This window comes from Pseudomonas sp. REST10 (genome assembly GCF_029542605.1).
GTDB classification, from domain to species: domain Bacteria; phylum Pseudomonadota; class Gammaproteobacteria; order Pseudomonadales; family Pseudomonadaceae; genus Aquipseudomonas; species Aquipseudomonas khazarica.
On record NZ_CP035677.1, the window covers coordinates 2,497,628 to 2,518,215 of the forward strand.

Annotated in this window: 19 protein-coding genes; 7 read left to right on the forward strand and 12 right to left on the reverse strand. The window is 66.0% G+C overall.

Annotated elements, in window-relative coordinates:
* Positions 1-67 precede the first annotated feature (67 nt).
* The 5 genes from EWH21_RS11835 to EWH21_RS11855 all read left to right on the forward strand — a co-directional run bounded on the left by EWH21_RS11835 (position 68) and on the right by EWH21_RS11855 (position 9,018).
* Positions 68-1,315: an MFS transporter gene (locus tag EWH21_RS11835; protein ID WP_277700563.1), complete on the forward strand. Its 1,248-nt coding sequence runs from the start codon at positions 68-70 to the stop codon at positions 1,313-1,315.
* 85 nt (positions 1,316-1,400) lie between these two features.
* Positions 1,401-3,299 (forward strand): molecular chaperone HtpG, encoded by a 1,899-nt coding sequence (htpG, locus tag EWH21_RS11840; protein ID WP_150609440.1) that lies wholly within the window; start codon positions 1,401-1,403, stop codon positions 3,297-3,299.
* Positions 3,300-3,439: 140 nt separating this feature from the next.
* Positions 3,440-7,132: a PAS domain S-box protein gene (locus EWH21_RS11845; protein ID WP_277700564.1), complete on the forward strand. Its 3,693-nt coding sequence runs from the start codon at positions 3,440-3,442 to the stop codon at positions 7,130-7,132.
* Positions 7,129-8,133, forward strand: coding sequence for a two-component system response regulator (locus EWH21_RS11850; protein WP_277700565.1), 1,005 nt, complete (start codon positions 7,129-7,131; stop codon positions 8,131-8,133). The genes EWH21_RS11845 and EWH21_RS11850 overlap by 4 nt, the downstream gene beginning before the upstream one ends.
* Before the next feature lie 96 nt (positions 8,134-8,229).
* A complete protein-coding gene (locus EWH21_RS11855) occupies positions 8,230-9,018 on the forward strand; it encodes a dienelactone hydrolase family protein (protein WP_277700566.1) in 789 nt (262 codons plus the stop codon).
* Positions 9,019-9,064: 46 nt separating this feature from the next.
* On the opposite strand, the gene EWH21_RS11860 is transcribed toward EWH21_RS11855, so the two are convergent.
* The 7 genes from EWH21_RS11860 to EWH21_RS11890 form a co-directional block, all read right to left on the reverse strand.
* Complete coding sequence (locus tag EWH21_RS11860; protein ID WP_047588998.1) at positions 9,065-9,844, reverse strand: DUF4394 domain-containing protein; 780 nt, start codon at positions 9,842-9,844, stop codon at positions 9,065-9,067.
* A 167-nt stretch (positions 9,845-10,011) separates the two neighbouring features.
* Positions 10,012-10,725, reverse strand: a complete 714-nt coding sequence (locus EWH21_RS11865) for an anti-sigma factor (RefSeq protein ID WP_047589001.1) — start codon at positions 10,723-10,725, stop codon at positions 10,012-10,014.
* On the reverse strand, positions 10,722-11,270 hold the full coding sequence (locus EWH21_RS11870; RefSeq protein ID WP_277700567.1) for a sigma-70 family RNA polymerase sigma factor: 549 nt from the start codon (positions 11,268-11,270) through the stop codon (positions 10,722-10,724). Before EWH21_RS11870 ends, EWH21_RS11865 begins: the two co-directional genes overlap by 4 nt.
* A 98-nt stretch (positions 11,271-11,368) precedes the next feature.
* Positions 11,369-12,175: a hypothetical protein gene (locus tag EWH21_RS11875; RefSeq protein WP_277700568.1), complete on the reverse strand. Its 807-nt coding sequence runs from the start codon at positions 12,173-12,175 to the stop codon at positions 11,369-11,371.
* A gap of 60 nt (positions 12,176-12,235) precedes the next feature.
* Positions 12,236-13,096: a pirin family protein gene (locus tag EWH21_RS11880; protein ID WP_047587296.1), complete on the reverse strand. Its 861-nt coding sequence runs from the start codon at positions 13,094-13,096 to the stop codon at positions 12,236-12,238.
* The gene (locus tag EWH21_RS11885; RefSeq protein WP_037051940.1) at positions 13,093-13,494 is read right to left on the reverse strand and encodes an OsmC family protein; all 402 of its coding nucleotides are present in this window, start codon (positions 13,492-13,494) and stop codon (positions 13,093-13,095) included. The genes EWH21_RS11880 and EWH21_RS11885 overlap by 4 nt, the downstream gene beginning before the upstream one ends.
* A gap of 63 nt (positions 13,495-13,557) precedes the next feature.
* On the reverse strand, positions 13,558-14,952 hold the full coding sequence (locus EWH21_RS11890; protein WP_179554097.1) for a methyl-accepting chemotaxis protein: 1,395 nt from the start codon (positions 14,950-14,952) through the stop codon (positions 13,558-13,560).
* A gap of 241 nt (positions 14,953-15,193) precedes the next feature.
* Between EWH21_RS11890 and EWH21_RS11895 the strand changes: the two genes are divergently transcribed.
* Both EWH21_RS11895 and EWH21_RS11900 read left to right on the forward strand, forming a co-directional pair.
* Positions 15,194-16,204: an amidohydrolase family protein gene (locus tag EWH21_RS11895; protein WP_047586474.1), complete on the forward strand. Its 1,011-nt coding sequence runs from the start codon at positions 15,194-15,196 to the stop codon at positions 16,202-16,204.
* A 65-nt stretch (positions 16,205-16,269) separates the two neighbouring features.
* A complete protein-coding gene (locus EWH21_RS11900) occupies positions 16,270-16,734 on the forward strand; it encodes a DUF3859 domain-containing protein (RefSeq protein ID WP_037051948.1) in 465 nt (154 codons plus the stop codon).
* On the opposite strand, the gene EWH21_RS11905 is transcribed toward EWH21_RS11900, so the two are convergent.
* The 5 genes from EWH21_RS11905 to EWH21_RS11925 form a co-directional block, all read right to left on the reverse strand.
* The gene (locus tag EWH21_RS11905) at positions 16,735-17,121 is read right to left on the reverse strand and encodes a diacylglycerol kinase (RefSeq protein ID WP_047586472.1); all 387 of its coding nucleotides are present in this window, start codon (positions 17,119-17,121) and stop codon (positions 16,735-16,737) included. It abuts the gene before it with no gap.
* Entirely contained in the window at positions 17,118-17,822 is a 705-nt protein-coding gene (locus EWH21_RS11910) for a lipopolysaccharide kinase InaA family protein (protein ID WP_277700569.1), read from the reverse strand. The genes EWH21_RS11905 and EWH21_RS11910 overlap by 4 nt, the downstream gene beginning before the upstream one ends.
* A gap of 1 nt (position 17,823) precedes the next feature.
* On the reverse strand, positions 17,824-18,513 hold the full coding sequence (locus EWH21_RS11915) for a class I SAM-dependent methyltransferase (RefSeq protein WP_277700570.1): 690 nt from the start codon (positions 18,511-18,513) through the stop codon (positions 17,824-17,826).
* An 81-nt stretch (positions 18,514-18,594) separates the two neighbouring features.
* Entirely contained in the window at positions 18,595-19,863 is a 1,269-nt protein-coding gene (locus EWH21_RS11920; RefSeq protein ID WP_277700571.1) for a HAMP domain-containing sensor histidine kinase, read from the reverse strand.
* Complete coding sequence (locus EWH21_RS11925) at positions 19,853-20,536, reverse strand: response regulator transcription factor (protein ID WP_047586466.1); 684 nt, start codon at positions 20,534-20,536, stop codon at positions 19,853-19,855. Before EWH21_RS11925 ends, EWH21_RS11920 begins: the two co-directional genes overlap by 11 nt.
* Positions 20,537-20,588 lie beyond the last annotated feature (52 nt).

Consider the following 20,588-nt stretch of genomic DNA (forward strand, 5'->3'; position numbering starts at 1 on the left):
TCGAGGTGATTGCTTGCATGACGGAACGGATCGGTAGCGCAGCGAAATGATGACAAGGAATCTGTAGATGGATGCGTTGCTGATAATCGGTGGTCTGCTGTTGATGCTGGCCGGTCTGGTCTGGCTGGTCATGCGGGCCTTCGCCACGAGCCTGCTGTGGGGGTGGGGCAGCCTGCTGCCGCCGCTCACCCTGATCTATGTCGTGCGCCATTGGGCGCGCGCGCGCAGTGCCGTGATGCTCATCGGCCTGGGGGTGATCCCGCTGGTGGTCGGTTTCACCTTGCTCGCCAGCAAGGATGCCGAACGGCTTGCCGCGATCGTTCGCCTCGACTGGCTGAAACCCGAAGCCCAGGCACCGGCCGAACTGGCCATCGATCTGGATGGCGAGCTCAACGGCCACGCATTTCGGCCGCAACAGGGCGAGCTGATCGATGGCGTGCTGAGCCTGCGTGAGGGGCTCGACTTCTTTGCCCTGCGCGAACTGAGCATCCGTTTGCCACAGCCTGTCGAGGGCCCCGTGCGCATCGACGTTCTGCCACAGGACAGCGGCGATCTGCCCGAGGTGGAACTGAGCTGGCTGCTTCCGGAACAGGACCTGCCCGAGGCGCGGCGCCTGAGCCGAGGCTACACCCTGCACCTGGATCTGCAGCCGCAGGCGCCGAATCGTCTGGTCGGTGACTTTCACCTGGTCCTGCCGCCGCGCTTCAAAACCAGCCTGAGTGGCCGTGTCGAGCTCTATCGTGACCGTCTGCGCTATGTCGATGGTCAGGTCGACAGGCGTTTCGACTCGCGCGACACCGTTGCCCATGTCCTGCAGGACTACCTGCAACGACGCTTCGCCAGCCGCGATGTGCATGACCTGAAGTTGCCGCCGTTCACCTTTGGCGGCGACCGCCTGGAGCTGGAGGTCGAGGCCCGGGTCGAGCAGCGCGACGAGCGCCTGGCGCTGCGCCTGCACAAGAGCGCCAGCCAGGGCTGGAGTGTCGAAGGCGACCATTTCCCGGCGCTGCCCAAGGCCACCGTGGCGCAGGCCGCGCCGCCGTCCGAGGCGACCCCGACGGAGGAGCGCCTCAGCCGGCGTATCGATCGTCGTCAGCGCTTCAGCCTGGCACGCCTGCAGCGCAACCCGGAGCAGTACCGCAACCTCAGCATGCGCCTCAAGCGTGCCAGCGGGGGCACCGTGGAGGGGCGCTTCGTCGGCGTCGACGACGACGGCAGTATCCGCATCAGCCAGCAACTGGGTAGCGGCGGCGGGCAGGCCAGCTTCAGCTTCAAACCGCAGGAGATCGGCAACCTGGAGCTGCTGGAACCCTAGGCCCTTGAAATCCATCAGGTTGCCCCCATCTGCAGGACATCCGCCGCGATAGCGGTTCCTGTCCTGCAGATGGAGTTAGAAGACCATGAGTGTGGAAACTCAAAAAGAAACCCTGGGCTTCCAGACCGAGGTGAAGCAGCTGCTTCACCTGATGATCCATTCCCTGTACTCGAACAAGGAAATCTTCCTTCGCGAGTTGATCTCCAACGCGTCCGATGCCGCCGACAAGCTGCGTTTCGAGGCGCTGGCCAAGCCCGAGCTGCTCGAAGGCGGCGCCGAGCTGAAGATTCGCCTGTCCTTCGACAAGGACGCCAAGACCGTCACCCTCGAAGACAACGGCATCGGCATGAACCGCGATGAAGTGATCGCGCACCTGGGTACCATCGCCAAATCCGGTACCGCCGATTTCCTGAAGAACCTGTCCGGCGACCAGAAGAAGGATTCGCACCTGATCGGTCAGTTCGGCGTGGGCTTCTATTCGGCGTTCATCGTGGCCGATCAGGTCGAAGTCTTCACGCGACGTGCCGGCGCTGCCGCCAGCGAAGGCGTGCACTGGTCGTCGAAGGGCGAGGGCGAGTTCGAAGTCGCCAGCATCGACAAGGCCGAGCGTGGTACGCGTATCGTCCTGCACCTCAAGAGTGGTGAGGAAGAATTCGCCGATGGCTGGCGCCTGCGCAACATCGTCAAGAAGTACTCCGACCATATCGCCCTGCCCATCGAGTTGCCGAAGGAGCAGCACGGCGAAGACGCGCCGGCCGAGGTCGAGTGGGAAACCGTCAACCGCGCCAGCGCCCTGTGGACCCGTCCGCGTACCGAGATCAAGGACGAGGAATACCAGGAGTTCTACAAGCACGTCGGCCACGACTTCGAGAACCCGCTGTCCTGGAGCCACAACAAGGTCGAGGGCAAGCTGGAGTACACCTCGCTGCTCTACGTGCCGGGCCGCGCGCCGTTCGACCTGTACCACCGCGAGGCGCCCAAGGGCCTGAAGCTCTATGTGCAGCGCGTGTTCATCATGGACCAGGCCGACCAGTTCCTGCCGCTGTACCTGCGTTTCATCAAGGGCGTGGTGGATTCCAACGACCTGTCGCTGAACGTTTCCCGCGAGATCCTGCAGTCCGGTCCGGTCATCGATTCGATGAAGTCGGCCCTGACCAAGCGCGTGCTGGACATGCTGGAGAAACTGGCCAAGGACAAGCCGGACGACTACAAGGCGTTCTGGAAGGCCTTCGGTCAGGTGCTCAAGGAAGGCCCGGCGGAAGACTTCGCCAACAAGGAGAAGATCGCCGGTCTGCTGCGCTTCGCGTCCACCGCCGGTGAAGGCGACGAGCAATCGGTGTCGCTGGCCGACTACCTGTCCCGTGCCAAGGACGGGCAGGACAAGATCTACTACCTCACCGGCGAGAGCTACGCACAGATCAAGAACAGCCCGCACCTGGAAGTCTTCCGCAAGAAAGGCATCGAGGTCCTGCTGCTCACCGATCGCATCGACGAGTGGCTGATGAGCTACCTGACCGAGTTCGACGGCAAACAGTTCGTCGACGTGGCGCGTGGCGATCTGGACCTGGGCAAGCTGGACTCGGAAGAGGACAAGAAGGCCCAGGAGGAAGTCGCCAAGGCCAAGGAAGGGCTGATCGAGCGCCTCAAGGGTGCCCTGGGCGAGCAGGTCGCCGAGGTGCGCGTGTCTCACCGCCTGACCGACTCGCCGGCGATTCTCGCCATCGGCGAGCAGGACCTCGGCCTGCAGATGCGCCAGATTCTCGAAGCCAGCGGGCAGAAGGTGCCGGACGCGAAGCCGATCTTCGAGTTCAACCCGGCGCACCCGCTGATCGAGCGCCTGGATGCCGAGCCGGACGAAGACCGCTTCACCGACCTGTCGCACATCCTGTTCGACCAGGCCGCGCTGGCTGCCGGTGACAGCCTGAAGGACCCGGCCGCGTACGTGCAGCGCCTCAACAAGCTGCTGGTGGAATTGTCCGCCTGACCGGCTAAGCTTGTGAAAAGCCCGCTTCGGCGGGCTTTTTTCATGGGGCGCGATAGACAGGCCGCAATTGACAAGAACTATCCCGTCGTTTCAGATGATTGCATTCCGATAGCATTTGTCGGCGTTTTCCTTGGGGTTGTATGTCGATTCTCGAGCTATTCTTCATCATGGGGGCGGACCCCGGCGTCCTGATACTCAGCAGTTACGACCCCGTCCTGGTACTGCTGTCTCTTGCCATCTCCGTATTCGCCGCGGGCATGGCACTGCAACTCGCAGGCGAAGCCCGCAACAGCACTCAACCCATTGCTCGACAGGTCACCATTCTCACCGGCTCGCTCGCGCTTGGCGGGGGCATCTGGGCCATGCATTTCCTCGGGATGCTGGCGTTCGAGCTGTGTGCCGCCGTGCGTTTCGACCTGGGCATCACGCTGCTCTCGATGCTGCCCAGCCTCGGCGCCTCCTGGGTGGCCCTGAGCCTGCTGGCTCGGCCCAATCTGAGCCTGGTGCAGCTGTGCGTCGGCGGCGTGCTGGTCGGCGCCGGGATCGGGGCGATGCATTACAGCGGCATGGCGGCGATGGAGATGGCGCCGTTGCTGCGCTATGACCCCTGGATGTTCGCGCTGTCCATCGTCGTGGCCATCGGCCTGGCCATCATCGCGCTGTGGGTGCGCTTCGGCCTCGAAGGGCGCCTGCCTGCGCTCTGGGCCCTGCTGATCAGTGCCATGGTCATGGGCCTGGCCATCAGTGGCATGCACTACACCGGCATGGCGGCCGCTCGCTTCGTGGGCACGCCCGAGTCGGACAGCCCGATGGCCGTGGTCGACAGCGGCTACATCGCCATCGCCATTACCCTGCTGACCGTGGCGCTGACGGTGTTCGTGGTGGCCGCCAACACCCTGCTGCGCTATCGCCGCCTGAGCCTGCAGCTCAAGGCCAGCGAGCAGCACCTGCGCTCGATCTTCGACACCGCCCTGGACGCCATCGTGACCGTCGATTACGAAGGCCGGGTGCGTTCCGCCAACCCCGCGGTGACGGGCCTGTTCGGCTGGAGCCCGCAGGAGATGGTGGGGATGCACATCCGCTCGCTGGTGCCTGCGCGCCTGGTGCGCGAGGTGGAGGAGCGGCTGGCCAGCTACCTGCGCACCGGCAACCTGAGCCTGCCCAGGGGCGAGCAGGACCTGATCGGCCTGACGCGCCAGGGTAAGGAAAAGCCCATACGCATCAGCGTCGGCATCACCCATGTCGACAGCCGGCCGCTGTTCGTGGTGTTCGTCGCCGACATCAGCGAGCGGCAGCGCATGGAGAAGGCGCTGCGCGACAGCGAGCAGCAATACCGCTCGTTGATCAGCAACATTCCGGGGGTGTCGTTCCGCTGTCTGCTGGATCGCGACTGGAGCATGCTGTTCATCAGCGATGCGGTGCAGACCCTGACCGGGCGCAGCGCTGACGATTTCATCAACCGGCGCTGCTCGATCGCCGACATGTACCACCCGGATGACTACGAGCGAGTCGCCAGCGAGGTGGTGGAGGCGATCGAACAGGGCCGCAACTACACCGTCGAGTACCGGCTGTTCGACAGCGCCGGGGCGGAGCACTGGATCTGGGAGAGCGGCAGTGCGGTTTGCGACGAGCATGGCGTGCCGCGCTGGATCGACGGCGTGCTGCTGGATCAGACCGAGACCAAGCGGCGCAATGCCGAGTACGAAGGCAAGGTGACGGCCATCAGCAAGGCCATGGCGCTCACGGAGTTCGACCTCGACGGTACCATTCTCGACATCAACGACAATGCCCTGGCCCTGTATGGCTACGACAGGGCCGAGGTGCTCGGGCAGCACCATTCGCTGTTCTGCGACCCCGAACTGGTCGCCAGTGCGAAGTATCGCCAGATATGGCAGGAGCTGCGCGCCGGGCATTTCCGCACGGGCGAATACCGGCGCATCGGCAAGGGCGGGCGCGAGGTCTGGATCCAGGCCAGCTACAACCCGATCCTGAACACCGATGGCAAGCCGTTCAAGGTCGTCAAGCTGGCCACTGACCTGACCCCGCGGCGGGTGATGGAACAGGAGCTGCGCGCCGCCCGCGATCACGCCGAAGCGGCCGCTGCGGCGCGCAGCAGCTTCCTGGCCAACATGAGCCATGAAATCCGCACGCCGATGAACGCCATCATCGGCTTTACCGAGCTGCTCCTGGAAACCTCGCTGTCGGGCGAGCAGCGGCGGCACCTGACGACGGTGCAGCAGTCTTCCCGCTCGCTGCTCGGGCTGCTCAACGACATCCTCGACACGGCCAAGCTCGACCGTGGCGCGATCGAGCTGGAGCAACTGGACTTTTCCCTGCGCGAGCTGTGCGAGCAGGTCGTGACGACCCAGCGCCTCGGCGCCGAAGGCAAAGGGCTGCAACTGCACCTGGATTACCCGGCCACGGTCAGCGACTTCTTCTGCGGCGATCCGCTGCGCCTGCAGCAGGTGCTGACGAACCTGCTGGGCAACGCGGTCAAGTTCACCCAGCACGGCGAGGTGTGCCTGAAGGTCTCTGGCGAGCCTGGTGCGATCCGCCTGGCGGTGAAGGACACCGGCATCGGCATCGCCGCCGACCGCCTGGAGAAGATCTTCGAGCCTTTCGCCCAGGCCGACGCCTCGATGAGCCGGCGTTTCGGTGGCACCGGCCTGGGGACCACCATTTCCCGTCAGCTCGTCGAGCTGATGGGCGGGCGCTTGCGCGTGGAAAGCGTCGAGGGGCAGGGCAGCTGCTTCAGTGTCGAGTTGCCCCTGCAGGTCGGTAAACGCGCTGCGCCTCAGCAACCGACCACGCTGCCGGAGCTGGGAGTACTGAACATCCTGGCTGCCGATGACGTGCCGCAGAATCTCGAACTGCTGCAGCTCAATCTGCAGTACCGGGGCCACCAGGTACGCTGCGTCGCCGATGGCGAGAGCGCCCTGCGGGCGTTCGGCGAGGAGCGCTTCGACCTGATTCTGATGGATGTGCAGATGCCCGGTGTCGATGGCCTGGAGGCCACGCGGCGGATTCGCCAGCTGGAAACCAGCGAAGGGCGCCAGGCGATACCGATCATCGCATTGACGGCGAGTGTGCTGGACCGCGACCGTCAGGCCGCGCTAGACGCCGGGATGAACGCATTCGCCTCGAAGCCGCTGGACATGACCGCGCTGCTCTGGGAAATGGCCAGGCTGCTCGGTGTGACAGAGACCGCCCGTGTCGCAGGTGCCAGCGGGCCGCACCTGGAGACGGGGCTGTTCGACTGGGTGCGCGGCAGCCACCTGTGGGGCGGTCCGCTGCGCATGGCCCAGGCGATTGCCGCCTTCATCAAGGAGCAGGGCGCGCTGGTGGCGAGCATGAGGCAGTTCCTCGAGGCCGCCGAGTGGGACGAAGGCCGGGCACTGGCACACCGCTTCCACGGCGCTGCCGGCAACCTGGCGTTGACCCGTCTGACGCAGCTGGGGCGCAGCCTCGAACAGGGCTTCGAGGCGCGTGACGAGGACAGTCTGCGCGCGCTTCTGGTCGAACTCGAACAGGCCCTGCAGGCCGTCATCGAAACGTTGCCGCAGTTGCCGGAGGAGACCAATGCGCTAGAATCCGCGGCCGCTGATCCGGGCCTGCTGCGCGAGCGCGCCGGCCACTTGCGGGCCGTGCTGGCCAGGGGCGGGCTGGACGACCAGGCGTTGTCCGCGCTCGAGCAGGCACTGAGCGGCACGGCCTTTGCGAACAGGATGAGCGAGTTGCGCCAGGCCCTCGACGAGTTCGATTTCGATCAGGCCCTGGCTGCGCTGGATCGGTTGTTATTGCAGCTGCAAGACGAGGAAACCACCCCATCATGAGCCCGGTCGCCGATACCCGTCCGCTGTTGCTGCTGGTCGATGACGAACCCACCAACCTGCAGGTGCTGCGGCATGTACTGCAGGATGACTACCGCCTGCTGTTCGCCAAGGAGGGTGCGCGCGCGCTGGAAATGGCCGAGCGCGAGCAACCGGCCCTGATCCTGCTCGACGTGATGATGCCGGGCATGACCGGCTACCAGGTGTGCGAGCAGCTCAAGGCCAACCCGCTGCTGCAGGGAATTCCGGTGATCTTCGTCACCGCCCTGGGGGATGTGGAGGACGAGACGCACGGCTTCGAGGTCGGTGCGGTGGATTACATCACCAAGCCGATCAGCCCGCCCATCGTGCGCGCCCGGGTACGTACCCACCTGTCGCTGGTCAGGATTGACGAGCTGACGCACACCCGTCTGCAGATCGTCCAGCGCCTGGGCATGGCGGCCGAGTACAAGGACAACGAGACGGGCCTGCATGTGATTCGCATGAGTCACTTCTCCCGGGTGCTGGCCCTGGCTGCCGGCTTCTCCGAGAGCGCTGCGGAGGAGTTGCTGCACGCCGCGCCCATGCACGATGTCGGCAAGATCGGCATTCCCGATGCGGTACTGCGCAAACCGGGCAAGCTGGATGATGCCGAATGGCAGGTGATGCGCCAGCATGTGGAGATCGGTGCGAGGATCATCGGCGAACACAGCTCCGGGCTGCTCAGGACGGCGCAGCGGGTTGCCCTGTCGCATCACGAGAAGTGGGATGGCAGCGGCTATCCCAACGGTCTCTGCGGTGAGGACATTCCCCTGGAGGGGCGCATCGTCGCGATTGCCGATGTGTTCGACGCCTTGACCAGCGTGCGGCCCTACAAGCAGGCCTGGCCCGTCGAGCAGGCGGTGGCCTTTCTGCGTGAGCAGAGCGGGCGGCACTTCGATCCGCGCCTGGTGGAGCTGTTCATCGGCTGCCTGCCGGAGATTCTGCAGATCAAGGAACGCTGGGCCGAGCAGCCCGTCGCCTGACATGTCCTGTGCAACACTGCCGGGTGCTGCGGCTTGGTCATCGACCGCCGGCGGTCTATCGTTGAGCACTCACCATTGCCAAGGGCAGGTCTCAGCATGCAGAAGAAGACATGGGTTCCCCTGTTGTGTGCAGCATTCGCCGGCCTTGCCGACGCGGCCGTCGTGGCCAAGGCGGTTCCCTACGAGATCGACGGCGAAGCCTTCGAGGGCGTTCTGCTCTACGACGATTCGGTCACCACGCCACGTCCCGGCTTGCTGGCCATTCCCAACTGGATGGGCGTCAACGACGACACCGTGGACAAGGCCGCCCGTGCGGCGGGCAGCCGCTACGTGGTGTTTCTCGCCGATATGTATGGCAAGGCGGTGCGCCCCAGCAATGCGGACGAGGCCAGGGCCGCCGCCACGAGCGTGCGCGCCGACCGCGCGCTGATGCGCAGGCGCGCCCAGGCGGCAGTCGAGGTGCTCAAGGCGCAGGGTGACGAGGTCGCCCTGGATACCCGCAAGCTGGGGGCCATCGGCTTCTGCTTCGGCGGCGGCGCGGTGCTCGAACTGGCTCGCTCGGGCGCGCCACTGCAAGGTTTCGTCTCGTTTCACGGCAATCTGGACACCCCCAACCCGGCGGATGCGAAGAACATCCAGGCGCCGGTGCTGGTGCTGCACGGTGCGGATGACCCGGCGGTGCCTCAGGCACAGGTGGATGGCTTCGTCGCCGAGATGAAGGCCGCCGGGGTCGACTGGCAGCTGGTCAGCTACGGTGGCGCGGTGCATTCGTTCACTGATCCCAAGGCCAACGTGCCGGGGCGCAATCAGTACCACCCGGTGGTTGCCGCGCGGGCGTTCAAGGCGATGAACGACCTGTTCGACGAGGTCTTCGCCGAGCCGTGATCCGTCATGAGGGAGGCTGCGCCCGGTGGACGCAGCCTGGGTGGCGCTATTTCGCTGGCAATACGCTGATGTCGATGATGCCGTCAGGCAGGTTCGCGATATCTCCCAGCGTGGTCGGCTTGCCGCTGGCCAGGTCCAGCCGGTGCAGGGTCTTGCCTGTCAGCACGTAGGCGGTATTGCCACCCATGCCGTCGCTGGCGATGTCCAGTGCGGCCGTCTGCAAGCCATCCGCCAGTTTGCCCACCAGCTGCTGCACTCCATCGTTTGGCGGGTTCTGCAGCATCAGGCTGCCGCTGGCCAGGTCGATGTTGTAGAGCGCCGTGCTCGGCGTACCGGCATAGGAGTTGGTGTAGGCGCCGGCAACCACCTGCGGCTGCTGCCCCGCGTAGGGGCCGTCCGCCCCGTAGGCCTGCTTGCCGTCGACCACCGCCTCGCCGGTGTCGACATTGACCCGCAGGTTGGTGCCGTCCGGGCTCATCAGGCGCAGGCGGTCGGCGACCGGGTTGAAGTCGACCACGGCCTGACTGTTGCCGGGGAGTGCGGTCTTCAGCGTGCTGGCTGGCGTTGCCTTGCCGCTGCTGGCGTCCAGGGTGTAGAGCCGGTCGTTGCCACCCAGCGCGTAGAGCTGGCCGCTGGCCGGGCGCACGTCCAGGCCGCGCAGGTCGCTGGCACCGCTGACGTTCATGCTGGCTGCGACCCTGAGGTCGGCGACATCGATCTTGAACAGCTTGCCATCGGCGCCCAGGGCGATCAGTTCGGTGGCATGGCTTGCGCCTGCACCCAGGGTCAGCAGGCTGGCGGTGCACAGGAGGGTAATGCGCTTCATGATGGTTCCTCTCAACGGTTCAGCATCGAGACGAAGCCGCGTGGCGGCTTCGCAGGTGCCTCGACGAAACACCTGATAGCGATACCCGCGAGGAACGCCGCTGGATGTCGGCAGGCAGAAAATATTTTGCGGAGGGTGAGATCGCCGGCCGCAGGGCCGGCGATCCATCAGTTGGCGCTGGCCAGCACGGCACGGCCGATGTATTGCACCGGTCCGCTCGGGCGGTTGTAGGGTGAGCCGCCTGCGGGTTCCAGGGTGAGCTCGAACAGTTGCCCGGCCTGTACCGCGCCTATCCGTTCGGCGGGCAGATGCAGTGGCTGGCCAGCTTCGACCAGCCCCAGCGATCTTGGGCCGTCGGCCGGGTCCTGCAGCGTCCAGAACTGCAACGTGCGGCCTTCGGGAATGCGATCGGCGACCAGCGGTTCGAGTTGCAGCGTGCCGTCGCCGCCGACCTGGATCACCCAGCCGGGCTGAGCCGCTTGCCCTGGCTGTTGCAGGACGACGGTATAGCGTTCACCTTCGACCTGTGGAGCCTGCAGCAGGGGCAGCAGGATGGCGACCAGCAGGGCCATGGCCAGAGCCGCAGTGGTGAGGCGCCAGGTCAGCAGGCTGTTCCACCAGCTGGCCGCGAGACCGCTGCGCGGCGTGCCTGTCGTCCCCAGGCTGTGCCTGATGCGCGTCCAGAGTGCCGGGGAGGGCTGCTGGGGCGGCAGCTGGTCGCTCAGTTCGAGGAAATGCCGTTCCCACTCCAGGGCCATGCGGGCGGCGTCCTGATCCTCCTCCAGCAGCTGGCGTATCTCGGTAGCGTCAGACGCGTCGAGCAGGCCGAGCAGGTACTCGCCGATCAAGGCGCGACGTTCTTCGGGATCGTGCGGAATCATGCTTGCAAACACTCCTGCAGCGCGCGCAGGCCGGCGCGGATACGGCCTTTGATGGTGCCAAGAGGGGTGCTCAGGCGCTGGGCGATCTGTTCGTGCGTCAGGCCGCGATAGAAGGCCAGCAGGATCGGCTGACGGCGTGGCCGTTCCAGGCGCTGCAGGCAATGGCGCAGCAGGCGTCGCTCGGAGCGTTCCAGTGCCTGTGCTTCGGCCTGGGGAGCGTCGTCCAGTACGCGCTCGATGAAGCCGTCGTCCATCTCGATGTGGCGGGTGCCGTTGCGCAGCGCGTTCAGCACCCGGTAGCGCAGGATGCTGTGCACCCAGGCACGACCGCTGCCCAGCTCTCGCCGGTAGCGTGCGGCGTGCTGCCAGATGCGCACGAAGGCGTCGTGCAGGCAGTCTTCGGCGACATCACGACGGCCGAGCATGCTGATGGCCAGCCCCAGCAGTTGCCCGGCTTCCTGGCGGTAGAGGGCCTGGAAGGCGCGCTCGTCTCGGCGGGCACAGGCCTCCAGGGTACTTTCATAGTCGAATTCGCGCGCAGCCATGGGGTGTCCGTCGGCCTGAGAAATCCTCATTGCAGCTTATACCCGCCAGCACGACGACTGGATCATCGCCAGGCAATAAAAAACTTCGCAAGGCCGCCTCAGGGGCGGCTGTAGGCCTCGTCGAGCGAGACCCAGCGCTCCAGCGGGCCCTTGCGCGAGAGGTAGCGGATCATCAGCCAGTCGCCTTGCTGGTCCAGCACCTCGCAGACGTCACCGGCGATCAGGTACGCCTTGCTCCGGCTGCTGGCGGTCGGTCGCGCATGCAGATACAGGCGCGCGCTGGGGACGGTCCAGCTCACGGGCTGATCACCGTCGTCGAGGGCGCGGCTGGCGATGACCTTGCCGTACGGGTCGAGGGTCCTTTCGAATATGTGGAAGAACACCGGCGCGTCCGGGTCGTGGTGACGCACCTGCAGCGTCTTGTACAGCCAGGGCGTGCCGGAGGCATCGAACCGGTAGGCGTCGTAATACCAGCGTGGGCCGCTGCGGCAGTGGCTGTACAGGGCGCGTTCGGCCGGCTTGGCCTGCAACTCCGACAGCTCGCCGCAGTTGGCGCGGTCCAGCAGGGTCTCGGGCATGTGCAGGCGCTCGAAGCCCTGCCGGTCGGGGCGATAGAGGTAGAGGTGGTAGCTCGAGTTGACCATGCCCACGGGCACGCGTATGGCGAGGTCGGGATGGCCGTCGAAGTCGTAGTCGTCGACCTCGAAGCCGGGCGTGGCGTCCACCTCGTTACCCTCGGGAATGCTCAGTTCGATACGACTGCCGTCGGGCTGCTGCAGAACGTAGCCGTCGCCCTGTTGCAGTACCTGGGCCTGCAACCCGTTCTGCGGTTCGAAGCGAGGCAGCTCGGCCAGGGCACAGGCGGGCAGGAACAGCAGCCAGGCCAATGAGTGGAGTCGGGGCATGCGGGCAATCCTTTGCGGGTCGGCAGGCAGCCGCTGCTGCCTGCCGGTGATTGGGTGTTTTCAGCGCGGCAGTTCGATGCGCGCGGTTTCGCCTGGTACCTGTGGCCAGTCGCCGGCCGCCCAGCGTTGGCGGGCCTGGTCGATCAGTTCCGCGCTGCTGGCGACGAAGTTCCAGTTCATCCGGCGTGGGCCGATGGGCTCGCCGCCGATCAGGGCCAGGTGGCATTCGCCACAGGCCCCGAGCAGTGGGGTTTCTCCGGCAGGGATGACGGCCATGGCGCGGGCTGGCAGCGCTTCGCCATCCAGTTCGGCGTCGCCGTCGATCAGGTACAGGGCGCGCTCGCTGTGCTCGGCCGGAATCACCAGGTTGGCGCCGGCGGCCAGGCGCAGCTCGGCATAGAGGGTCGGCGAGCGAACCGCGACAGGGGATTCGAGGCAGAAGCCCTTGCCGGCGATCAGGGTGATGCGCACGCCAAGCGCGTCGCTGCATGGCAAGGAGGCCGCAGGGTGGTGGCTGTAGCTGGGCGCGCAGCGCTCCTCGGCCTCCGGCAGCGCCAGCCACACCTGCAGCCCGTGCAGGCGCTTGTTCTGCCCGAGCTGCGCCTGCGGGGTGCGCTCCACGTGGGCGACCGCATCGCCGGCAGTCATCCAGCTGACGTCGCCGGGCTCGACCAACTGATCGGAGCCGAGACTGTCCTTGTGCTGCAGCTGGCCCTCGAACAGGTAGGTGAGGGTGGACAGGCCGATGTGCGGATGCTGGGCGATGTTCATGCCGCTGCCAGCGGGATACGCCTGTTCCAGCATGTGATCGAAGAAGACGAATGGACCGATGCTGCGAAAGCGTGCCGAGGGCAGGGGGCGCAGGATCGGCTGGCCGGAAATGTCCTCGGCACGTGGCCGGATCAGCTGCAGCTCGCTCATGCCAGTGCTCCTGCCAGACGGGTCTCGACCTGGATGTCGGTGCTGGTCATCAGCTTGTGGATCGGGCACTTGTCGGCGACGCGCAGCAGCTGCTGGCGCTGGGCATCGTCCAGCGGCCCCCTGAGCGCCAGCTCGACGACCAGGCGGTAGTTGCCTTCGCGCTCCTCGCTGTCGTCACGCTCGACGTTGACGTCGATGCCTTCCAGCGGCAGGCCACGCTGGCGCGCATAGAGCAGCAGGGTCATGGCCTTGCAGGTACCGAGCGAGGCGTCGAACAGGTCATGCGGGTCGGGGCCGGCACCTTCTCCGCCGAGCTCGGGCGCGACGTCCCCGAGGAGCTGGTGCGAGCCGATTTCGATCGCCTGTTGCAGGCCCTTGCGGTGATGGATGCGGATCATGGCTCTTCCTTAGGATGCGAGGCTGTACGGCAATGTCCGCCAGCCTAGCCCAGTGCAGCAGGATCACACCAGTGCCGACAGCCGTACATCGGCGCCCAGCACACGCAGCAGGCGGCCCTGCGCATCGACGATGGGTACCGACACGGTGAAGCAGAAGTCGTCGGTCGCCGACGAGCGATAGACCTGGGTGATGTGGCTGCGCATCTGCTCGGCCACAGCGCGGAACCAGGGCCGCTGGCTCCAGTCCCGGCCCCGGCAACTGGCCGCGCTGCCTTGTGCGATGTCGGCGGCGAAGACGTTCTCGGAGATCTGCACGCCGCGACTGTCGACCAGGTAGAAGAGTTCGAAGCGCGCATCGCGTGCCAGGGTTTCGCCGAGCAGGCGTTCGGCAGCCGCCACATCCCCTGACAGCGCCGCTTGCCTGGCCAGCTGTTCGACGCTGGCACGTACCGCGCTGTGGATTTCCAGGCGGAAGTCACCCAGACCGGCGAGCAGGCGGTCGCCATCCTCACGCACCGCCTTGCTGTGGTGCAGTACCTGACCGGCCTTGCCCAGCAGTTCACCCGCGACCTGGGCGATGTTCTGCACGTCGCCGTTGATCGAGCGCACCGCCTGGCCGATCTGCTCGGTGCCTGCGGCGATCTGGCCGACCTGGGCATCCAGCCGGTCCATGGCCTGGCGGGTGCTGCCCAGGCCGTCGCTGACGGCGAGGATACCGGCGCGACCGTCGGCCACCGCCTGGTTCATGTGCTGCCCGGCATCGCCGAGCTGCTGCATGCCTTCACGGAAGCGCTCGATGATGTCGCTGACCTGGCCGGTGGCGTCGGTGGTGTGGCCTGCCAGGCGTCGAACCTCTTCTGCGACCACGGCGAAGCCTCGGCCATGCTCACCGGCCCGCGCGGCCTCGATCGCGGCATTGAGTGCCAGCAGGTTGGTCTGCTGGGAAATGCTGGCGATCACGCCGATGACCTTGCTCACCTCGTCGAGCTGCCCGGCCAGGCGCTGGATGACCTGGGCCAGCTGCGCCTCGCTGGCGTCGATCACCTCGACCTGTCTCAGCACGGCCTGGCCGCTTTCCTGGCACTGGTGCAGGGTCGCGGACACCTCCGCCGACAGGCGCGCGACCGCGCCGGCACCCGGCACCAGTTCCGCGTCGAGGGTGGTGGTGACCTGTTCGCTGGCGCTGGCGATCAGCTCCGACGATTGCGCCAGGGTCTGGCCGCTCTGCTGGTTGGCTGCGGCGATGCGGGCCAGTTGCGGGGCATGCGCGGCGATGCCGACGGCGGCGCCCAGGCTGGCACGAATGCGCTGCTGGAGACCGGCGCTGAAATCGTTGAGGCGCGTCATCCATTGATAGTGTTCCGGCAACCGGATGGTGAGATCGTGTTGTTGAAACAAGGCATCCAGTGCGGCCTCGTCCCTGGCTTTGCGGGCGGGCTTGCGCAGCAACTGCAGCATGATGGTTCCCCTCTTCGGTCTACCCGACGCACTGCAAGCCAGGTGCCATCATTCAGCACCGCCCGCATGGCCCTGACTGCGGGCGGTGCCGGGTGGCGGCGGGCGAATCTGGTGCGCCGGTCGTGCCGGCCGCTCCAGCGGGGTGCGGCGAACGGGAAGAGGCCGGCGAACTTGCCCCACCTGCCGCGGGTCTATGGTGCTCGTACCGTCAGGAGGACTCGACGTGCTCATACGCCGAAAGATGTCATGGATAGTCGCGCTCAGTGCCGCGATTGCCTGCAGCGCCGAGGCGCGCGATTACCGTTACAGCGATGCTCACCTGCACTATGTCGACTTCTTCCAGGAAAGCGCCGGCATGGATGCCTTGCTGGAGAAGATGGCCGAGAACAATGTCGAGCATGTGATGTTTTCCGGTATTCCGGTGGCCAAGAAATGGGACGAGGACGAGCCCAAGCGTCCGCGCTACTACGCCGGTGACGATGCCAACGCCTACTGGTACAGCGCCACCGACGTGTTCATCGCCGCCGCCTACAAGCGCCTGCCGGCCGAGCAGCGCAAACGCTTCCATCCCTTTCTCTCCGGCTTCAACCCCAACGACAAGAACGCGGATGCGCATATCCGCCGCATGCTCGAACTGGACCCGGGGTTGTGGCAGGGCATCGGCGAGGTGTTCACCCGGCATGACGACCTGACCGCGCTGATTCACGGCAGCGCCCCGCGCGCCGACAACGAAGCCCTGGCCCGCGTGTTTCACCTGGCGGCGGAGTACGACCTGCCGGTGATGCTGCACTCCAACGTCACCTCCAAGCGCGAGCGGGAACCGCTGTACCTGGAGGAGATCGAGGCACCGCTGCGCAATCATCCGCATGTGCGCTTCATCTGGGCGCATGCCGGCACCAGCGCGGAGATTCACCGTCACCAGCAGAAGCTGGACTTTCTCCTCGACACCCTGGAACGCATGCTCGGCCAGTACCCCAATCTGTACATCGACCTGTCCTGGACCATGCTGCGCCCGTATCTGCTGGATGCGGACGGCAAGCCGGACCCGGACTGGGTCCACCTGGTCAGCAGCTACCCGGAGCGTTTCATGATCGGCTCGGACGTGGTGGGGCGCTTCGACAGCCTGGGTGACTACATGACGGGCTTCGACCCCTTCCTCGACGCGCTTCCCGAGGACGTGGCGCACAAGGTCGCGCGCGACAATTTCCTCTCTGTGCTGCCGCGCAGGGTGCAGGCCGAGCTCGACCCCTGATCCGTTGTCATCAACCTGTCATTCGGGCGTCATAGGCTCGCGCTCATTTCAACGAGGAGCGCGTCATGCATCACACCCGAATGACTCTGATTGCCGGCCTGTTGGCCTGCTCCGGCCTGGTCCAGGCCGATGTGCGTGTGGAAGGTCCGGTCGAATACGGCGTTTTCAGCAGCCAGTACAAGGATTTCCAGCCTGGAGAGCGAGTGCTGACGCGCAGCAATCAGGACATCGAGCGTACCGAGGAGATTCCCGCCAGGCTCGGCACCAAGTTCGGCATGCGCTACAGCCTGGCCGGCAAGCGCGAGGGTGATCTGCCGCTGACCCTGCTGTACCTGACGCCTGGCGTGGTCACCCCGGATGGCCAGCGTCACGACAAGTTCGAAGTGCAGCAGAAACTGGTGGTCGGGGCGCCGCAGGACGTGATGGCATTCGAGTTCACCGAGCACCACGAGGTGGTGCCCGGCGAGTGGCATTTCATCGTCTATCAGGGCGATCGCAAGCTGGCCGAGCAGCGCTTCCAGGTCCGCTGATCAGAGCAGGATCAGCGCCCAGGTCAGGGCAATGATCAGCAGCGCCAGCAACTGCGCGGCGCTGCCCATGTCCTTGGCCTGCTTCGACAGCGGATGCAGGTTCAGCGAAATGCGGTCGACCACCGCTTCGATCGCCGAATTGAGCAGCTCCACCACCAGTGCCAGCAGCGGCGTCAGCATCAGCAGGACGCGTTCGACGCGGCTGACATCCAGCAGGCAGGCCAGCGGCAGCAGCACCAGGTTCAGCCACACCAGCTGGCGGAACGCGGCTTCGCCCCGATAGGCCGCGCGCAGGCCGGCCAGCGAGTAACCGGTGGCATTGAGGATCCGCGTCAGGCCGCTGCGGCCCTTGAACGACAGGGCGTCGAGGTCGGGAGCCTCACTCATGGCTGCAGCACTCCCCAGGGGTTGTTGAGCGCGTGCTGGTAAGCCTGCTGCAGGTACTGCACGTCGCCGTCAGGCATGTCGCCACGGTGGCGTTGCAGTTGGCCGAGGTCGTGCCGGGAAGCACTGGCGACGCGCCAGCGGCGGCGCCCCTTTTCCAGGTCCAGCAAGGCGATATCGACATCGTCGGCGCCGCGTATCTTGACGAAGATGTGCTTGGCGTAGCAGCAGCCATGCTGCCAGCCGCCCAGGTGCATGCGGGCCAGGGTCAGGGCCAGTTGGCGCAGCATCTCCCGGGTCAGCGCGGTGGGCATCTGCTGGGCATACCACTGCTCCAGGCTGATGAAACCCTGCAGGGCTTCGGTGACCAGCAGCGCCTGCCAGTCTCCGGCCTGACGGCGTGCCGCGCAGTAGACGATGTTGGGCGTGCGGATGCCGAGGCGGGCGAGGGCCCGGTAGGCCTGCAGCTCGCGCAGGATGGTCGGGCGCCCGAGGGGATGGCGCAGTGACCGATGGATGTGGCCGTTCTGGCGCTTGCAGTACAGCGGCGGCCGGGCGTTGTCCCGGCTCTGCAGGAGCAGCACGCCGCTTTCGCCACCACGGCGCTGATTGGCCGGCTCGACCCACTCGCCGGGACTGTGCCACCAGCGATCGAACTCGGTGGCGGGCAGGGCGCCGATGGCCTTCTCGGTGAGGATGCTCATCTCAGGCCTCCTTGCGCAGCACGTAGGTGCGCCACATGGCATAGCCCGGCAGGAAGTCCAGGTGGCCGATGATCTCGAAGCCGGCCTGGCGGAATTCGCTTTCGATCACTGCGCGCGGTACGACGAAGCGATTCTGGTTCTGCGTGGCACGGCCCTCGGCCGCCCGGCGTTCTTCCAGGCGGCGACGCTTCCAGGCCTTGTAGTTGCCATCGACCCAGAGCGAGACGATCACGCTGTCGCGGCTGACCCGGTGAAACTCGCGCAGCACGGCGACGCGGTGCTCGGCGGACTCGATGTGGTGCAGCAGGCGGATGCAGAAGATGCAATCCACGGCGTTGGCGCCCAGGTCGATATCGAAGGCCGAGGTGCGGAAGCTGTTGATCCGGGCCACCACCTCGGGCGGCTGCGCGGCACGCGCGGTGGCGATCATGTCGGCGGAGTTGTCCGCCGCGAGGATCACCCGGTTGGGCTGCTCGCAGAGCATGGGCCAGAATCGCCCGGCGCCGCAGGGCAGGTCGAGTACCAGATTGGGTTCATCGGCCAGCTTCAGGGCATGGCGTGCCACCTGTACGTCGCGCCAGTGCGACAGGCGACGGGCCAGGCCGTCGCGATGCTTGTGCAGGTAGTGCTGGGCGTGGTCGAGATCGTACTTGCGGGAGAATTCCAGCTCGATGGGGCTTGGCTTGGGCATGACGAACGTCCGCTGATGGATACGTTCGTCACCCTAGGCGTCGCGGCATCAAGGCAATGTCAAAGAGATGTGAAAAAAACGTCAAGCCTCGCTGCTCAGGGCCACACGGAAGCGGGTATCGCCCGGTTCGCTCTGCAGGCTGACGCTCCAGCCCTGCTTGGCGCAGATGCGCTTGACCAGCGACAGCCCCAGGCCGAGCCCTTCACCGCGCGCCTGGGCGCCACGGACGAACGGCTGGAAGATGCGCTCGTGCTGCTCGGGCGGAATGCCCGCGCCACTGTCCTCGATGCGAAAGGCGCCGCGTTCCAGGATCAGGCGCACGCTACCGCGTTCGGTGTAGTGCAGGGCGTTGCGCAGCAGGTTGGCCATCACCGTGGCGAGGAAGGTGGTGTTGTAGCGGCCGTCGTCCTGGCCTTCTTCGATCAGCTGGAAGTCCAGGCCTTTTTCCTTCATCAGTGCGCCCCAGCGACTGGCCTGCTCCTGGGCGATGGTGGCCAGCGGACGGGTGCCCATGAGCACCGCCTCGTTGGACTTGTCGCGCGCCAGTTCGAGGAAGGTCTGTACCAGCTCGCGCATCTCCTCGGTCGCCCGCGTGATGCGTGCCAGCTGCTCCTTCTCGCGCGGCGCCAGGGGCGCTTCGGCGAGCAGTTCGCACGAGGTGGCGATGACCATCAGCGGCGTGCGCAGCTCGTGACTGACGTCGCTGGTGAACAGGCGTTCGCGCTCCAGCGACTGGCGCACCTGGCCCAGCGTGCTGTCGAAGGCGGCGGCCAGCTGGCCGATCTCGTCATCCGGATAGTCCGGGGCGAGGGGCGGAGCCAGTGGATGCAGCTGGTCGCGATGGCGCACCTGCTGGGCCAGGCGGGTGACGGGAGCCATCACTTTGCGCGCGGTGATCAGGCCCAGGCCCCAGGCGGCGACCACGGTGAGCAGGAAACCCGCCAGCACGACGTTGAACAGGGCATTTTCGCGGGCTTCGAATTCCTGTTGTTCCTGCACCAGCATGTAGGTCTGGCCATTGATCTCCTGCACGTAGACATAGAGCGCCTCGTTGCCGCTGACGACCTCGTTGAAGCCTTCCGCCAGGCCGTCGTATTCGGCCGGGATGGCGTAGTCGGGGTTGCTCGAGGAGAAAAAGCGGGTGCTCGAGTCGAGACGCGGCGGGCGCCCGTGGTGGATGTCCTCGTTCAGCGTTTCGCCGAGTTCGCGGCTCATCTCCTGTGACACCAGGTGCTCCTCGATGAAGTGCACCACGGCGACGATGCTCAGCGAGAACAGGCCGCTGACCATCACGGTCATCAGCACGAAGGCGATCAGGATGCGCCGTTCGAAGGGCTGCTTAGCCAGCATGCTCGTTCTCCGCCAGGCGGTAACCCACGCCGTGGATGGTGTGCAGCAAGGGGCTCGGGAAGGGCTTGTCGAGCACCTGGCGCAACTGGTGGACGTGGCTGCGCAGGCTGTCGCTGTCGGGGCAGTCGTCGCCCCACAGGGCTTCCTCCAGCGCTTCGCGGCGCACCACGGCCGGGCTGCGCTGCATGAGGATGGCCAGCAGCTTCAGCCCCAGCGGGTTGAGCTTGAGCGGCTGGCCGGCGCGGCTGACGTGCAGGGTGTCGAGGTCGTAGAGCAGGTCGGCGATCTGCAGCTGGCGTTTGCGGGTGCCCTGACTGCGCCGCAGGATGGCCTCGATGCGGGCCACCAGTTCGGAGAGGGCGAACGGCTTGATCAGGTAGTCGTCGGCCCCGGCGTTGAGGCCCTGCAGGCGGTCGTCCAGCGCATCGCGGGCGGTGAGCATGAGGATCGGCACCTCGTTGCGGCCGTCCTCGCGCAGGCGCTTGCACACCTGGTAGCCATCGATGCCCGGCAGCATGATGTCCAGCACGATCAGGTCGTAATGCCCGGTGCTGGCCAGGTGCAGGCCGCTGAGGCCGTCCTGGGCGCAGTCGACGCTGAAACCCTTGAGCTGCAGGTAGTCCAGCACGTTGGCGAGGATGTCGCGGTTGTCTTCGATGACGAGAATGCGCATCGGCGAATAGTCCTGGGTTTGACGAATTTTTCACAAGGCTTTGACGAACGGC

Bases quoted from the DNA above. Each gene is read 5' to 3' on its own strand.
- EWH21_RS11845 (WP_277700564.1), top strand. From the start codon at position 3,440: ATGTCGATTCTCGAGCTATTCTTCATCATGGGGGCGGACCCCGGCGTC.
- EWH21_RS11900 (WP_037051948.1), top strand. From the start codon at position 16,270: ATGCATCACACCCGAATGACTCTGATTGCCGGCCTGTTGGCCTGCTCC.
- EWH21_RS11880 (WP_047587296.1), bottom strand. From the start codon at position 13,096: ATGAGCGAGCTGCAGCTGATCCGGCCACGTGCCGAGGACATTTCCGGC.
- EWH21_RS11925 (WP_047586466.1), bottom strand. From the start codon at position 20,536: ATGCGCATTCTCGTCATCGAAGACAACCGCGACATCCTCGCCAACGTG.
- EWH21_RS11875 (WP_277700568.1), bottom strand. From the start codon at position 12,175: ATGCCCCGACTCCACTCATTGGCCTGGCTGCTGTTCCTGCCCGCCTGT.
- EWH21_RS11885 (WP_037051940.1), bottom strand. From the start codon at position 13,494: ATGATCCGCATCCATCACCGCAAGGGCCTGCAACAGGCGATCGAAATC.
- EWH21_RS11870 (WP_277700567.1), bottom strand. From the start codon at position 11,270: ATGGCTGCGCGCGAATTCGACTATGAAAGTACCCTGGAGGCCTGTGCC.
- EWH21_RS11920 (WP_277700571.1), bottom strand. From the start codon at position 19,863: ATGCTGGCTAAGCAGCCCTTCGAACGGCGCATCCTGATCGCCTTCGTG.
- EWH21_RS11860 (WP_047588998.1), bottom strand. From the start codon at position 9,844: ATGAAGCGCATTACCCTCCTGTGCACCGCCAGCCTGCTGACCCTGGGT.
- htpG (WP_150609440.1), top strand. From the start codon at position 1,401: ATGAGTGTGGAAACTCAAAAAGAAACCCTGGGCTTCCAGACCGAGGTG.
- EWH21_RS11835 (WP_277700563.1), top strand. From the start codon at position 68: ATGGATGCGTTGCTGATAATCGGTGGTCTGCTGTTGATGCTGGCCGGT.
- EWH21_RS11910 (WP_277700569.1), bottom strand. From the start codon at position 17,822: ATGAGCATCCTCACCGAGAAGGCCATCGGCGCCCTGCCCGCCACCGAG.
- EWH21_RS11915 (WP_277700570.1), bottom strand. From the start codon at position 18,513: ATGCCCAAGCCAAGCCCCATCGAGCTGGAATTCTCCCGCAAGTACGAT.
- EWH21_RS11905 (WP_047586472.1), bottom strand. From the start codon at position 17,121: ATGAGTGAGGCTCCCGACCTCGACGCCCTGTCGTTCAAGGGCCGCAGC.
- EWH21_RS11855 (WP_277700566.1), top strand. From the start codon at position 8,230: ATGCAGAAGAAGACATGGGTTCCCCTGTTGTGTGCAGCATTCGCCGGC.
- EWH21_RS11895 (WP_047586474.1), top strand. From the start codon at position 15,194: ATGTCATGGATAGTCGCGCTCAGTGCCGCGATTGCCTGCAGCGCCGAG.
- EWH21_RS11850 (WP_277700565.1), top strand. From the start codon at position 7,129: ATGAGCCCGGTCGCCGATACCCGTCCGCTGTTGCTGCTGGTCGATGAC.
- EWH21_RS11890 (WP_179554097.1), bottom strand. From the start codon at position 14,952: ATGCTGCAGTTGCTGCGCAAGCCCGCCCGCAAAGCCAGGGACGAGGCC.
- EWH21_RS11865 (WP_047589001.1), bottom strand. From the start codon at position 10,725: ATGATTCCGCACGATCCCGAAGAACGTCGCGCCTTGATCGGCGAGTAC.